This window comes from Cohnella thailandensis (assembly GCF_014212135.1).
GTDB classification, from domain to species: Bacteria; Bacillota; Bacilli; order Paenibacillales; family Paenibacillaceae; genus Cohnella; species Cohnella thailandensis.
In genome coordinates, this window is the sequence record NZ_JACJVQ010000032.1 from 1 (window position 1) to 13455 (window position 13455).

At 46.0% G+C, this 13455-nt stretch carries 19 protein-coding genes; 15 read left to right on the forward strand and 4 right to left on the reverse strand.

From position 1 onward, the window contains the following. Nucleotides 1–282 precede the first annotated feature (282 nt). The 4 genes from H7B67_RS29520 (at nt 283) to H7B67_RS29535 (ending at nt 3592) form a co-directional block, all read left to right on the forward strand. Nucleotides 283–693 (forward strand): hypothetical protein, encoded by a 411-nt coding sequence (locus H7B67_RS29520; protein ID WP_185123497.1) that lies wholly within the window; start codon nt 283–285, stop codon nt 691–693. Between the two features lie 213 nt (nt 694–906). Then, complete coding sequence (locus H7B67_RS29525) at nt 907–1293, forward strand: TIR domain-containing protein (protein WP_185123498.1); 387 nt, start codon at nt 907–909, stop codon at nt 1291–1293. Nucleotides 1294–1307: 14 nt separating this feature from the next. After that, on the forward strand, nt 1308–2120 hold the full coding sequence (locus H7B67_RS29530) for a RipA family octameric membrane protein (RefSeq protein WP_185123499.1): 813 nt from the start codon (nt 1308–1310) through the stop codon (nt 2118–2120). A 281-nt stretch (nt 2121–2401) separates the two neighbouring features. Further along, nucleotides 2402–3592, forward strand: a complete 1191-nt coding sequence (locus H7B67_RS29535) for a hypothetical protein (protein ID WP_185123500.1) — start codon at nt 2402–2404, stop codon at nt 3590–3592. A gap of 402 nt (nt 3593–3994) precedes the next feature. Here the strand turns inward: H7B67_RS29535 and H7B67_RS29540 are convergent, their stop codons facing one another. Together H7B67_RS29540 and H7B67_RS29545 are read right to left on the reverse strand one after the other, a co-directional pair. Next, nucleotides 3995–4375: a pepsin/retropepsin-like aspartic protease family protein gene (locus H7B67_RS29540; protein ID WP_185123501.1), complete on the reverse strand. Its 381-nt coding sequence runs from the start codon at nt 4373–4375 to the stop codon at nt 3995–3997. Further along, on the reverse strand, nt 4372–4632 hold the full coding sequence (locus H7B67_RS29545) for a hypothetical protein (RefSeq protein ID WP_185123502.1): 261 nt from the start codon (nt 4630–4632) through the stop codon (nt 4372–4374). Before H7B67_RS29545 ends, H7B67_RS29540 begins: the two co-directional genes overlap by 4 nt. Nucleotides 4633–4939: 307 nt before the next feature. On the opposite strand from H7B67_RS29545, the gene H7B67_RS29550 reads away from it, so the two are divergent. From H7B67_RS29550 to H7B67_RS29560, 3 genes are all read left to right on the forward strand, one after another. Continuing rightward, the gene (locus tag H7B67_RS29550; RefSeq protein ID WP_343069215.1) at nt 4940–5494 is read left to right on the forward strand and encodes a histidine phosphatase family protein; all 555 of its coding nucleotides are present in this window, start codon (nt 4940–4942) and stop codon (nt 5492–5494) included. Nucleotides 5495–5740: 246 nt separating this feature from the next. Further along, nucleotides 5741–6097, forward strand: a complete 357-nt coding sequence (locus H7B67_RS29555) for a VOC family protein (protein ID WP_185123504.1) — start codon at nt 5741–5743, stop codon at nt 6095–6097. A gap of 30 nt (nt 6098–6127) precedes the next feature. Continuing rightward, nucleotides 6128–6547, forward strand: coding sequence for a GNAT family N-acetyltransferase (locus H7B67_RS29560; protein WP_185123505.1), 420 nt, complete (start codon nt 6128–6130; stop codon nt 6545–6547). A gap of 20 nt (nt 6548–6567) precedes the next feature. On the opposite strand, the gene H7B67_RS29565 is transcribed toward H7B67_RS29560, so the two are convergent. Next, nucleotides 6568–6978, reverse strand: a complete 411-nt coding sequence (locus tag H7B67_RS29565; protein ID WP_185123506.1) for a hypothetical protein — start codon at nt 6976–6978, stop codon at nt 6568–6570. Nucleotides 6979–7099: 121 nt separating this feature from the next. Between H7B67_RS29565 and H7B67_RS29570 the strand changes: the two genes are divergently transcribed. The 8 genes from H7B67_RS29570 (at nt 7100) to H7B67_RS29605 (ending at nt 12265) form a co-directional block, all read left to right on the forward strand. After that, nucleotides 7100–7450, forward strand: coding sequence for a hypothetical protein (locus tag H7B67_RS29570; protein WP_185123507.1), 351 nt, complete (start codon nt 7100–7102; stop codon nt 7448–7450). Between the two features lie 109 nt (nt 7451–7559). Then, nucleotides 7560–8060, forward strand: a complete 501-nt coding sequence (locus H7B67_RS29575; protein WP_245364081.1) for a WGxxGxxG family protein — start codon at nt 7560–7562, stop codon at nt 8058–8060. Nucleotides 8061–8214: 154 nt separating this feature from the next. Further along, nucleotides 8215–8286, forward strand: a complete 72-nt coding sequence (gene pqqA / locus H7B67_RS31520) for a pyrroloquinoline quinone precursor peptide PqqA (RefSeq protein WP_185123647.1) — start codon at nt 8215–8217, stop codon at nt 8284–8286. Nucleotides 8287–8336: 50 nt separating this feature from the next. Further along, on the forward strand, nt 8337–9257 hold the full coding sequence (gene pqqB, locus H7B67_RS29585; RefSeq protein ID WP_185123508.1) for a pyrroloquinoline quinone biosynthesis protein PqqB: 921 nt from the start codon (nt 8337–8339) through the stop codon (nt 9255–9257). Nucleotides 9258–9260: 3 nt separating this feature from the next. Then, a complete protein-coding gene (gene pqqC, locus H7B67_RS29590; protein WP_209649235.1) occupies nt 9261–9971 on the forward strand; it encodes a pyrroloquinoline-quinone synthase PqqC in 711 nt (236 codons plus the stop codon). Next, nucleotides 9968–10240 carry a pyrroloquinoline quinone biosynthesis peptide chaperone PqqD gene (pqqD, locus tag H7B67_RS29595; protein WP_185123509.1) on the forward strand — a complete coding sequence of 91 codons (273 nt, stop codon included), beginning with the start codon at nt 9968–9970 and terminating at the stop codon, nt 10238–10240. Before pqqC ends, pqqD begins: the two co-directional genes overlap by 4 nt. After that, entirely contained in the window at nt 10237–11319 is a 1083-nt protein-coding gene (gene pqqE, locus H7B67_RS29600; protein ID WP_185123510.1) for a pyrroloquinoline quinone biosynthesis protein PqqE, read from the forward strand. The genes pqqD and pqqE overlap by 4 nt, the downstream gene beginning before the upstream one ends. A gap of 7 nt (nt 11320–11326) precedes the next feature. Next, the gene (locus tag H7B67_RS29605; RefSeq protein ID WP_185123511.1) at nt 11327–12265 is read left to right on the forward strand and encodes a dipeptidase; all 939 of its coding nucleotides are present in this window, start codon (nt 11327–11329) and stop codon (nt 12263–12265) included. Nucleotides 12266–12273: 8 nt separating this feature from the next. On the opposite strand, the gene H7B67_RS29610 is transcribed toward H7B67_RS29605, so the two are convergent. Beyond that, the gene (locus H7B67_RS29610) at nt 12274–13383 is read right to left on the reverse strand and encodes a carboxypeptidase-like regulatory domain-containing protein (RefSeq protein WP_185123512.1); all 1110 of its coding nucleotides are present in this window, start codon (nt 13381–13383) and stop codon (nt 12274–12276) included. Nucleotides 13384–13455 lie beyond the last annotated feature (72 nt).

The window sequence follows — 13455 nt, forward strand, 5'->3', positions numbered from 1 at the left end:
CACAATTATATGGACTCTACTTTTTTTGGAGGTCAATTCAGTTTTTATACATGAAATATCACCTACAGCAACGGAGTTAGCATGAAGTTAAAGACCTAAAAATGTAAATGTTACCTTAAATATCGAAACGGCCCTAGAAGAATTGCAATAGCCAATGTAAAATATAGGATAAAGTCTAGATCGTAAATAATCGAAATTTTGTAGGAAATATGTAGTTCGTAGAAAAGACGTTATGTGCAATTCGATTAATACTAAATAGGTTCCTAAGAAATGAGGATAATAATGGATTACTCTCACCTTCAGGAATGGTTCGAAAAAGAAAGAGAATTGAATGAATTTGAAATAGAAATATTAACATTATTATTAAGTAAACCTTTCAAAGGTAGAAACATACTAAAAGAACAGATAGTCAAAACAAAGGTTAATGGACGCTGTAAATGTGGGTGTTTAAGTATCAATCTTACTGTTCCACATGATATAAATAAGTTCCCACATCATATTCGAGTGCCAGTTGAAATTAATGTGAAAGAACGAAATGAACCAGTTATGATCCTGTTACACGTAGTTGATGGATATATTAACGAATTAGAGATATTAAGAGCTGATTCAGAGCCTATAATAGAAAAATTAGATATTACAAATTATGAATTGATTATTAGAAGGGAACTCGAAGAAGAATCGAACAGCACATAACATCATATCCACGCTTCGGAGCCTGGTGGCTCCTCGGTCCGCCCGAAGAAGAAAGGCATGGAAGTGGAATCTGGCGGACACATCCACACCGACAAACTGCGCAAGCGCAGCCGGCTCCTAACGGAGCCTTAAGTCGGTGGGACGTCGTGGATACAGGAATGTTATCTGAAACATCTGCAATTAAGTAAAAATAATAGTAAAGGATGATAACACATGAAAAAAAGAGTATTTATTAGTTTTGATATTGATAATGATGAAGGTACAAAGCGTATGTTAACTGGACAAGCTAACCTTCCAGATAGTCCTTTTGAATTCAAAGATAATTCAGTCAAGGCTCATTTAACAGGTGACTGGAAGGAGAAAGTTCGTCGTAGAATGGATAATGTTGATGTGGTTGTTGTACTTTGTGGAACAAAAACCCATACTGCTGATGGTGTTGCAGCAGAGTTGACAATCGCTAAAGAAAAGGGGAAACCGTATTTCCTTTTAGCAGCATATACAGATAAACCATGTTCAAAACCCAAGACAGCTACATCATCTGATAAACTTTATAGATGGACATGGGATAATCTAAAAAAACTAATTGCCGGACAACGTTGAGGAGAGTTCATTGTATGAAAATATTTGTTATCCATAGATTTGAAGATAATAAGAAGGCTAGAGAACTTATTAAGGAACTCTCTAGAAATGCAAAAATCAATCTTCAACCAGTGTTTTTAGATAGTTATAGAAATGGGAGTTGGAAAGCAAAGGCGATTGATGAAATATATAATTCGGAAATTGTTGTAGTATACAATTTACAACACTGTAAAGAATCACCCAATGCTTTATGGGAATTAAATAAAGCTGAGGAAGCCAAAAAAGAGATTATTGAACTTAGTGAAAAAAATAATGATGAAGCAATTTCAAGATTAATAACTGTATATAATATGAAAGATGAATTTGAAGACTGTTTTTCATCAAATACCGATAACACCATGGAATTATATAAGTTGATGGTGCAGTCTTCTGAACAATTAATTCAAAGAAGACAAGCAACGAACGCATTCTTTATTACTGTAATTGGAAGTCTCCTTGCAGTTGCAGGTTTATTTGCAAGTACGGGAACCCTGAATGGTGATTCCATATTTATATTGTATGGTTTTGCAGGTGTAGGGATTCTACTATGTAATTCATGGAAGAATTTAATAGAAAACTACGGAAAATTAAACAAAGCGAAATTTGACGTAATTCTAAGGTTAGAAAAAGCCTTAGGAGCACAAATATATTCTGCCGAATGGATTGCTTTAGGAAAAGGAATGAGAAAAGAAAAATACAAGTCATTTACAGCTACTGAAAAGAATGTCCCCTTTTTATTTATGCTTTTGATTATTGTTTTAACAATTGCAATAACTATTTGGATTATTTACAAAAATGATCTATTTTGAAACACAATGAATTTTGATAGTTTTTTCAAGAAGACAGATGCAACAGATAACACCGTTTTCACGCTGCGAGGCATTCGCCCCTTGGTCCGCCAGGAGTATTAGTCAGGGGAATCGATTCAGGCGGACACATCGATCCCCCTAAGATAGGAGCGATCTAGGGGGGATCGACGTCGTGAATACAAGGGACGTTATATGTAATTGGGGCAAAAGCGAAAAATGAATATTAACAATATATAGATAATTTGATAGGATATTCATATATAACACGTGGAGGTAATAATATGGCGGAGGAGACAAATCAAGAAGTTGTTGATGATTTCAGCAGGGAACAATCCTCGAAAGAAACAAAAGAAAAGAGAAAGGGCAAAGCATTTCCTCAGAGTGAACTTCCAAGAGTTACGTTAGAAGATACAATTCCGATAGCTCAGCAAATTTATGAGAATGTAGCAAATAGTTCAATTTCTTTTGAAGAATTAGCCAAACTTCTCGGGACAAGTGTTCATACAAAAAGCACTAAATATGGGATTTGGGGATCTGAAGCGTACGGATTACTTACAAAAAATGAAAAGGGAGACTATTTACTTTCTGAAACCGGAAGAAAAATCATAGTTCCAACATATGATGGAGAAGACCTTGAGGCGAAAATTAAAGCAATATTGACTCCGACAGTACTTAGTAAATTTTATCTGGAATATAATAAACATCCTATACCTCAAGACAATTATTTTTCTAATCTTCTTGAAACTAAACTTGGTGTCCCTAGAGATAGAATAGTAGAAGCAAAGGAAATAATTATAAAGAATGCTGAATATACTGGGATATTAAGGAAAGATTCTAAACTAGATAAAAATATAATAGATTTGGATGTTGCAACATCATTAAAAGTAAACAATGAAAAAGATGATGTAAAAATTCAAGAGATTAAAGAGGTAGAAATAACAAGTTATTCAACAAATATTCTTGAAAGTGACGAAAAGACTTGTTTTGTTATTTGCCCTATAGGTGAAGATAGTTCGCTTGAAAGAAAACATTCAGACTTAATATTGAAACACCTAATCCAACCTGTACTTGATTCATTTGGTTATAAGGTTGTAAGAGCGGATAAAATCGAAAAGTCTGGGTTAATAACACAACAGATTTTTGACAATCTAATTAAATCCCAGCTTTGTATAGCGGATCTTTCTTTTAATAATCCAAATGTATTTTATGAATTGGGAGTTAGACATATGAGTCAGCTGCCAACAGTTCAAATTATACGTAAGGGTGATAAAATTCCATTTGATGTGTCTCATGGAAGAACGATTGTTATAGACACGTCTGATGTATATACTGTATTTGATCGAATGGAATCGGCCAAGAAGGAATTAATAGAATATGTAAGAGCGATCGTTAGTAATATTAATAATGATATTAGCGAGGATAATCCTATCCGTGTTTATTTACCGAACATCAAAGTAATATTACCCAAATAATGGTTAGTCCGTGAATATACGGGCTTTCTTTATTGCTTTACTCTTCTACTTTGCGGTTTTTTTGCCCGATGAGAATGAATTTTGAATTACTTAGGCAGATCACAACCCTGAGAACTTACCCGCAATCGGTGTCTGCACCGTTTAGCTTAATAGTTGATGGGATTCTGGCAGAATGACTTACATAAGATAATTTGCTTGTATTTCGAAGATGGCCCCAACTTCATATAACATCATATTCACGCATCGGGCGTTGTGGCCCTCGGTCCGCGAGATGAAATCGGCAGGGAAGCAGATTCAGCGGACACATCCGCACCGACTAACCGCAACGCGGCCACTCCCGTTGGTCGCTTAAGTCGGTAGGACGTCGTGAATACGGGAACGTTATACGCAAGTTCGTTAAGATCAATAAATAGAATAACTATCAAAATCTAATTTAAGATTGAATTTACTGAAAAAATCGATACCTAAAATTGCATCGAATCCATATGGTATTCTTGTCATTCCGAGCTGGATTTCAAAATCATTTAACTGATAATCGTCAATGTATAAATCGGATACTGATTGTTGATAGCAAACTTCACTTTTTCCACCGACACCATACATTCTTACAGCACTACCGTTGCCAGATTGAATATAGAGACCTGTAGAATCTACAAGATCGGTATCAAAGATTGATATTAAGCATCCAGTATCAATTAAAACATGTTCTAATTTGATCGATCCTGATTTATACTTCAAGTTAATGGAAACAGTAGGGAGGCCACTATGCATTTGAATCTTCATGGTTTCCCTCTAAAACCGAGAAAGGGCTGTTCAATAACCTCTATTGATTCATTTCCAGTGAAGAAAATATAGAACTCTCTATCAGGCTCAGCTAAGTGAAATTTTTTATACTCTGTCCATGCTTGTCTTGAATCGGGGAAATCTGACATGACGGACATTTCTTCAATAATTCTACGACTATTAAGTGAGGAAGCTTCGATAGCTTCAACTAGCACCCATTTTTCTGGGTAATGTTCTCTGACTGTAGACCACTTCATAAATGAGACCTCCCGAAACAAGGACTATGATATTAATTTTACCACAAGAAAAGGGATTTGAATGCATTTCGAAGAAGAACGAACCGGCGTATAACACCATGTTCACGCTTCGGGCCATTCGACCCTCGGTCCAAAGAAGTTAGAAGTGGAATCGAAGAGGCATTTCAGTAGCAGGGAAGATTATTCAGCCGGACACACCTGCACTCCATAACCGCGTCGCGGCAGGTTCCTCCGGAACCTTAAGGGAGTGGGGCGTCGTGGATACAGGACCGTTATGTGCAATTGACGAAAAATCATATTGTATGAGGTGATTCCATTGAAGCGAATATATCTCATAAGACATTGTAAGGCCAATGGTCAAGAAGCAGGTGCCCAATTAACGATCGAAGGTCGTATACAAGCAAAACATTTAGCTGAGTTTCTGACTGAGAAACAAATTGATTATATAGTTTCAAGTTCATATGAACGAGCCATTTCTTCAATTCGACCACTGGCTAAGAAACTTAATTTAATGATACATATGGATAACCGGTTATGTGAGAGGGTATTGTCTACGGAAGAATTGGTAAATTGGATGGAGACTCTTAGAGAGTCCTATGAGGATTTAGATAGGAAGCTACCAGGCGGTGAATCATCACGAGATGCGATGACCCGTGGAGTTTCTGTCATTAATGAATTATACAGTCGGACAGAGAAGAACATCGCAGTTGTGACACATGGAAACCTAATGTCGTTGATATTAAAGTATTATAATAATAGTTATGGATTCAATGAATGGGAAAGGCTGACGAATCCAGATATATATGAACTTGTCAAACCCAAAAATGAAGAAGAAACAACATTAAACCGAATCTGGATGTAACTCGAGGAAGTCGGAAACAGCGCATAATATCGTATTGACATATCGGGACATTCGACCCATTGCAAGAAAGCTAGTCGGCAAAACGTTAGAAAAATATTAAACTCTATGTAGAAGATCAAGGATACAGAGGAAAGTATGATCAATACAAGGAGATTCATATGAGTCACGTAAGTATCGGATGGCCAGAGAAAATAAACCTGATAATAAGAGCAAGTTAAATATTGAATTGATTGTTGGAGGTAAGAAATGAAAGTCAAACGAATAGTCCCAAATATTGATACAAGGAATGTTGACGCGGCGAAATCATTTTATCAGGATGTGCTCGGGCTCGATTTATTGATGGACCATGGCTGGATTGCAACTTACGGATCAAGGGAAGAAACGAGTGTCCAAATTAGTTTTGCTTCACAGGGGGGATCGTCGACACCTACGCCTGATCTATCTATTGAAGTTGACAACGTAGATCTTTGTTTGGAACGCATGAAGAGCGCTGGATTTCGAATTGAATACGGTCCTGTAGATGAGCCTTGGGGGGTTCGGCGTTTTTTTGTCCGCGATCCGTTTGGCAAGCTTATAAATATTCTTGCCCATAAAGCGCATTAAGAAATAATTGGAATAGGGAGAACGTCAAGAATGTCAATTACGATCAGATTTGGAAATTCAGGCGATTCAAACGATGTACTAATAGGCGATCAACATATTCCGAAACATATTTTAAGTTGGAAGCTGCAAAACCAAGAAATTGTTCTGGCCAAAGACGATGAGGATTTAATCGGATATTTAAGGGTGGAATTCTTATGGTCGAAGTTCCCTTATATAGGGTTGATAATGGTTCATCCTGATTATAGAGGTAAAGGTCTGGGAAAAGGAATGTTACAGTATGTTGAAGAGCATTTAAAGAGTAAGGGCTTAAGAAAAATATATAGTTCGTCTCAAGTAAATGAAAGCCCCCCTCAAGAATGGCACAGGAAAATGGGATTTAAGGAATGCGGAATAATCAATGGAATAAACGAAGGTAATATCGGAGAAGTGTTTTTTGTTAAGGAACTATAGATAACGTTTTAATGGGTAGTTCAAGGTAAGTTATTTTGTGTAATGAATTTATTGCTGTCTCCCTTAAGGACAACAACAATGAATTTTTTGGTGGACTGAAAAAACATCAACGATTTCGGTTGAAGGCCCGGCTCGAGAAAGAAATAAACTTCTTTGACTAAGTCTGGATAGATAGCGGAAGATAACTTAACCGGCTTATCGAATTGGACGTGCAGGATTAGACCGGACTTAGGATTCATATCGATATTTCCGTAAATGGCGGGTGACGATTGAAGGAGTTGCATGATAGATTCCTGAAGATCGCTTGATAAAGGACTTTGCTTGATTACTTTCTCTTGCTTAACGTCAAAGATCTGAAGAGCTGCTTGGTTGGGGTTATGCGAATTTATACGGAGGGCCACAAGGGCGATTGAAATCATTTTGATAATCAAGTTGAGTCACCTCGTCGTAAGTATACCCGGAAGAAGGAAACTTCATTATTGTCTTTATTTTTGTAGGCATGTTCCTCATTCCTGTAAAAGCTTTTTTAAACCCGAAAAGGAGGCGGAATCATTGGATTTAACGGCTTACATCGGGCAATACATCAAAATCTTCACGCAAGAGCAAGATTGGTTTATCGGCGAGTTGCTTAAAGTCCATAAATATGATGATGGTCAACAGATGGAGTACGAGTTTAATTGTGTTATTTCGATTAAAGATCAAAATAGAAAAGCGAAATTCAAAGGAATATATTTACTGAAAACCGACGAGATCAAGGCAATAGAGGAGCTGGATCCGCAAGTTCAACAAGGAATCAGACTGACCGTCATCAATGCCCCTAAATTAATTGAGGCTCATCGTTCCATGATTAACGAAAACCTACCCAGCAGGGTCTCGTTCGGGAGAATAGAAAATCCTGAATAATAAGGCAAAAAGTATATCGGTCGGTCGCTTCGTACAAGCCATGAATAGGATCGCTGCCGTCGTGAGACTCTAACCGCAGGGTTAAACTCATCCAAAGGCAGGGATACTCATGAGAAAAAAAGTCGTAAGCGGAATTAGTGTAGCTGCTCTCTCCTTGATGCTCGCGGTACCGGCATACGCCTACACAGGCACGGCAAACGGAGGCAATGGCGGGCTAGGTAACGGAATGGGAACCACCACGCAAGGAATGACGGACGGCACGAGGATGTATAGTCAATCGGTCGACGGACGGGCAACGAATCGCGACGTCAGCGTCTACGGAACGGGTACGGGCACCCAATTTTTGAACGTAAACACGAACGCCACCGGAACAACTACCAACGACGGATATCGAGGACTCGGCACTACAACTACGACCGACGGATATCGAGGGTATAACACAAGAAATACGACCGACGGATTCCGGGGATACAGCACGACGAACACGAACGGCAGATATCGCGCGGCGGCAACGACCGCCAACAATGGCTCCAGATGGGGTTGGCTCGGGCTTCTCGGACTGCTTGGACTCTTCGGGATGCGCAGCCGCAATCCGGAGCGCGAGCGTTAAGAAAACCAAGTAAATTAACGTTAAGAATAACGATGCGGATCATGCTCGGGCAACGGGCGTGGTTTCGCATCGTTATTTTTGCTTCTTGGACATCCCGATGCCGACATACAATGAACCAGGTTGCCCGCCGCGATAACGGAGGGGAGGTGTAACCATGTGGGTAAAGCCGGCTTTTAAGATCATCGAGATTTGCGCCGAAGTAACCGCCTACGCTTATCGGAAGTAACCGCTTTTTGCCGGAGAAATCCGGCATCTCTTCTATAAAGGGGAGAGTCCATGATCATTAAAGTGTTAGGCTCCGCTGCGGGAGGAGGATTGCCGCAATGGAACTGCAATTGCGCCAACTGCAGACGAGCGAGATCCGGCGATCCGTCCGTTAGCGCCAGAAGCAATGATTCGCTAGCCGTTAGCCCGGACGGGATCCAATGGGCACTATTGAATGCAAGCCCGGATATCGGTTTTCAGTTGGCTGCGCATGACTGTCTTCGCCCGGGGCCTTCCTTACGGAGTTCTCCCGTTCAAGCCGTTCTTCTGACCGATGCGGAATTGGACCATACGACCGGACTTCTTCAGCTGCGGCAAGGCTCGTCCATGGAAGTATTCGCAACCGCTCCGGTTCTTCATGCGCTTGAGCACGGCTTACCGGTTCGGCGAATCGTTGAACCCTTTGCGAGCTTTCGGTGGCAAGAGGCGCACCCGGAGGAATCTTTTCCACTATTTGGGGGACAATTATCGGTATGTCCGTTTTATTTAGGCGACAAGCCCCCTCGATACGTCTATGGCGAACTACCTAAGAAACCGGATCAACAGAAGGAAGCTTGGGTGGTCGGCTATCGAATCACGGACCGGCTAACGGGCGGGACCGCCGTCTACGCGCCGGGAATCGAGGCTTGGACTCCGTCGCTGGAACGTCAACTGGAAGCCGCCGATTGCCTTTTTGTGGACGGTACCTTCTGGAAGGGCGACGAGCTTCGCTCGCTCGGCGTCTCCGAACTGGATGCTTCCGATATGGGGCATCTTCCCGTTGGCGGACCGAACGGAAGCGCTGAACGGCTTGCGCGTTTGCCGGCACGGCGCAAAGTTTATATTCACGTCAATAACACGAATCCGATGCTGGACGACGATTCCCCGGAACGCCGAATTCTGGCGGAGCTGGGCATTGAAATAGGTTTTGACGGAATGGAAATGGAGGTTTAAGGGTTGGACTCGTATTTGCTGTCGAACGAACAATTCACGTCGCGCCTGCGGCAAGTCGGAGAGGAACGCTATCACGACAAGCATCCTTACCATATCGCCATGCATGAAGGCAAGCTGTCTCCCGAGCAAGTTCGGGCTTGGATCGCCAACCGGTTCTACTACCAGAAGAATATTCCGGTCAAAGACGCGCTGATCCTGTCCAAGCTGCCGACTCGCGAGGAGCGCCGCGAATGGATTCAGCGGATTATCGATCACGACGGAAGGGAAGGAGGCGAAGGCGGAATCGAGGCGTGGATCCGTTTGGGCGAAGCCGCGGGCATTCCTAGAGAGGAAATGCTGGATGAGCGTCACGTGCTTCCAGCCGTCCGGTTTGCGGTCGACGCCTATGTGAATTTCTGCAGGCTGGAGCCGTGGCCGATTGCCGTAGCCTCCTCCTTGACGGAGCTGTTCGCGCCTACTCTCGTCTCCAAGCGGATCGGCGTATTCGAGCAGTTGTACCCATGGATTCGTCCAGAGGGTCTTGCGTATTTTCAAGCGCGGCTTTATCAGGCGCCGCGAGATGCGGATCACGGCTTAAGCCTAGTGCTGCGCGAATGCAGGGATCGAAGGGAGCAAGAACAAGCGATAGGCGCCTTGCGGTTCAAATGCGATGTCCTCTGGGCGCTGCTGGACGCGTTAAGCTTGGCGTATCCGATCGGAGAGAACGAGCGATGAGCTCGTGGGCGCTGTCGGAGAGGCCGCGGCTGCGAAGTCCGGGACGCCTGAAATACGACAAAGCCCGGCAGTCGGATCTGCTGCTGCTGCCGGAACGGGTCGTCGAGTTGAACGAGGCGGCGGGAGCGATCCTCTGGCTATGCGACGGGAATCGATCGATTGCGCAGCTGATCCAGGAGCTCGAGGCCAAATACGGCCAAACGGGACTCGCGGACGATATCGTCGACTTTCTCGCTTCCGCCGAGGAGAGGGGGTGGTTGGAGAGATGACGGCAAGCTTGCCGTATGCCTTGACCGCGGAACTGACGCATCGATGTCCGCTTCATTGCCCGTACTGCTCGAATCCGATCGAACTGCAGAAAAGGGAGAGCGAGCTGTCGACCGGCGAGTGGCTGAGCGTGTTGGAGCAGGCTAACGATCTAGGCGTCGCGCAGGTCCACTTTACCGGCGGAGAACCGCTTCTGCGCCCGGATCTGGAACGGCTCGTTCGCCGGGCCAGGGAATTAGGCCTCTATGTTAACCTCATCACGAGCGGAGTCGGATTGACGGATGAACGCATTAATCGTCTCGTGGAGGCCGGGATCGACAGCATCCAGCTGAGCGTGCAGGCCGCTTCGGCGGAGCTGGCCGATTCCATCGCCGGTTTCCGAGCCTACGAGCTGAAAAGGCAAGCCGCGCAGAGAATCCGCGAGCGCGGACTTCCTCTGCATATGAACGTCGTGCTCCATCGAGCCAATCTTCATCAGATCGAAGAGATTATCGAGCTTTGCGCGGATTGGGGAGCAGAACGTCTCGAGTTGGCCAATGCCCAATACTACGGTTGGGCTCTGCGCAACGTAAATGAATTGCTTCCGCGAAGGGAGCAGCTGCAGGCAGCCGAAGCCGCCTACAAGAGGGCGTTAGAACGCTTCGGACGCCGAATCGAACTGATATGGATCTTACCGGATTATTATGAAGATTTCCCGAAGCCCTGCATGGGCGGTTGGGGCCGGCTGTCGCTGACGATAGCGCCGGACGGGCGGGTTCTGCCTTGCACGGCTTCGTCGGATATACGGTCGCTGACCTTCGAGAATGTGAAGGAACGCGAGCTGGCTTGGATCTGGCACGATTCCCCTTCTTTTAATGCTTATCGAGGCTACGATTGGATGCCGGAGCCCTGCAGAAGCTGCGAGCGGCGCGAGCTGGATTACGGCGGCTGCCGCTGTCAAGCCTTTCAGTTAACCGGCGACGCCCGGGCGACGGATCCCGTATGCGTACGCTCCCCCCATCGCGGGATCGTCGCGGATCGGGTCGGTTCGGTCGAGCAAGGCAAGGCCGGAACACCCGACTATGCCTACCGCGGCAGGTGACAAGCGCATGAGAATATTCGACGCCCACTGCGACGTGCTCAGCAAGCTGCTGGAGAATCCCGATCTGGATTTCGCCCATGGCCGAGAGGGTCTGGACGTTACGTTGGATAGAATGCTGGCATCGGGCATCGCGGTGCAAAATTTCGCCGTGTATTTGCCGGAACGATGGTCCGACGATTTTAAGCATATCCTGGCAAGCATCGATCTGTTCCACGAGCGCATCCTAAACGAACCGCAAATGCGGTTTATTCGCACGAAAACCGATTTGCGGCTCGTCTCGAACGAGAAGCGGATCGGAGCGCTTCTATCCTTGGAAGGCGTAGACGCGCTTCACGGAAACTTGACTTATCTTCGCATTCTATACCGCCTCGGCGTAAGGAGCGTCGGCATCACCTGGAACCGCGCCAACTGGGCGGCGGACGGCGTCCTGGAGCCGAGAAACGGCGGCTTCTCCGAGGCGGGAAGGGGCTTGATCCGGGAATGCAACCGGCTGGGCTTGATCATGGACGTCTCCCATCTGTCCGAGAAAGGCTTCTGGGAACTAATGGAGGAGACCGACAAGCCCGTCATCGCCTCCCATTCCAATGCCAAAACGATCAGCCCCCGGTTAAGGAATCTGTCGGATGCCCAGATCGGCTCGCTCATCCGGACCGGAGGCGTAATGGGAATCACGTTCGTTCCTCCTTTCGTAAGCGAGGAGGAGCCGGTCCCGATGGATCGAATTCTGCATCACATCGATCACGTTTGCGCGTTAGGCGGCAAGCGCCATATCGGTTTCGGCTCCGACTTCGACGGAATTCGGGAATGGATCGTCGGATTGGAGCATGCGGGACATTACGACCGGTTGGTCAATCTTCTTCTTAAGCATTATCCGGAGGAGGACGTGGAACAATTTATTTACGGCAATTGGTTTCGATTTTACTCGGAGCAATTGCCGGATGAATAGACGAGGAGTCAAGACATCGTCGCTTCCACTCTCGGGTCTTGCTCGCGCGGCTGCACGAATCCGACGGGAAGCTCGTCTCCGCCCTTCAGGGCCTTGTCCTGCCCGATGAACTTCGTCAATTGAGTTTCGAAGAATAGGGGACTCTTCTCCCACGCGTCCTTCGGTACCGTCAGAACGAATCGGCCTTCCCGATCGGGTATCGAGACGGAGTAGGGAACATCGGAAGGGACGTCGAGTCCGGCCAGCAAGCCGTGGTAGGTCGCTCCCTCTGAGGTCGTGCAAACCAGCGTCGGAGGCTTGTCGTCGATCGTCGAGCCTTCCTTGGGCAACCGGATCCGAATGTCTACGCTCGTGTTCCGCGGAAGATTAAACACTTTGCCTTCGGGAAGCTCATATCGGCGCGTACCGACAATGACCGTAAGGTTCGTTTCCTCGTCCTCCGGCCAGTAATACATCTCGTATCTCCCGTCCTTGTCCGTAGGGGTCGATTTGGCGAAGCCTTCTCCTTTGTCCCGATCGATCCATACGACCGCATCCTTGATCGGATTGCCGTTATAGTCCGACACTTGGCCCGCTATCCGGTACTTGTCGATCCGGAAGAAGGCGATGTTGTCGTCTGCCGCGAGCTTGAAACGGGCGTGAACCCGGACTTTGCTCGCGTCTTCGGAAGGCTCTACGCGGCTTACCTCGATCGGGTGGTAGATAGTGACCGCGGAGGACGCCGATAGGACGCCGTCCGCTTCTTCGCTCCCGATCGGCTTGCCGTCGATCTTGGCTTCCTGGAAAGACGAGACGCGAACGGCCTTGTTTGCGATCAGGCTGCGGTCGACGGTCAGCTCAAAAGAGCCGTCTTCCCCGGTGGCGATGCTTCTTCCTTTGCCATCCATTTGCAAGAGGGCATTCGCAACCGGCCGTTCTCCGTATAATAACTTGCCCTTAACGTCGGCGAGGTGAGAGCCGTCGCTTCGCCACGACTTGGCGACAAAGGAACTCTGCTCGAGCTCGATTCGGCCCCGCGGGGCTTCCGTCCGCGCTTCTGCGTCGGTTAGAGCGGCTGTCCATAACGTTATTCCAACGGCTAAAAGCGCACAAAGTCCTGCTTTGGTCATTTTTTTCACGGAACGGTCTCCTTTACATAAGAAGGCCAAGACAGGACGTTATGCGTCCTGTCTTGACCGCCAGGGTCGAAT

Excerpts from the sequence above, each read along its gene's own strand:
- H7B67_RS29520 (WP_185123497.1), top strand. The coding sequence starts at position 283 with ATGGATTACTCTCACCTTCAGGAATGGTTCGAAAAAGAAAGAGAATTG.
- H7B67_RS29525 (WP_185123498.1), top strand. The coding sequence starts at position 907 with ATGAAAAAAAGAGTATTTATTAGTTTTGATATTGATAATGATGAAGGT.
- H7B67_RS29530 (WP_185123499.1), top strand. The coding sequence starts at position 1,308 with ATGAAAATATTTGTTATCCATAGATTTGAAGATAATAAGAAGGCTAGA.
- H7B67_RS29535 (WP_185123500.1), top strand. The coding sequence starts at position 2,402 with ATGGCGGAGGAGACAAATCAAGAAGTTGTTGATGATTTCAGCAGGGAA.
- H7B67_RS29540 (WP_185123501.1), bottom strand. The coding sequence starts at position 4,375 with ATGAAGATTCAAATGCATAGTGGCCTCCCTACTGTTTCCATTAACTTG.
- H7B67_RS29545 (WP_185123502.1), bottom strand. The coding sequence starts at position 4,632 with ATGAAGTGGTCTACAGTCAGAGAACATTACCCAGAAAAATGGGTGCTA.
- H7B67_RS29555 (WP_185123504.1), top strand. The coding sequence starts at position 5,741 with ATGAAAGTCAAACGAATAGTCCCAAATATTGATACAAGGAATGTTGAC.
- H7B67_RS29560 (WP_185123505.1), top strand. The coding sequence starts at position 6,128 with ATGTCAATTACGATCAGATTTGGAAATTCAGGCGATTCAAACGATGTA.
- H7B67_RS29575 (WP_245364081.1), top strand. The coding sequence starts at position 7,560 with ATGAGAAAAAAAGTCGTAAGCGGAATTAGTGTAGCTGCTCTCTCCTTG.
- pqqB (WP_185123508.1), top strand. The coding sequence starts at position 8,337 with ATGATCATTAAAGTGTTAGGCTCCGCTGCGGGAGGAGGATTGCCGCAA.
- pqqD (WP_185123509.1), top strand. The coding sequence starts at position 9,968 with ATGAGCTCGTGGGCGCTGTCGGAGAGGCCGCGGCTGCGAAGTCCGGGA.
- pqqE (WP_185123510.1), top strand. The coding sequence starts at position 10,237 with ATGACGGCAAGCTTGCCGTATGCCTTGACCGCGGAACTGACGCATCGA.
- H7B67_RS29605 (WP_185123511.1), top strand. The coding sequence starts at position 11,327 with ATGAGAATATTCGACGCCCACTGCGACGTGCTCAGCAAGCTGCTGGAG.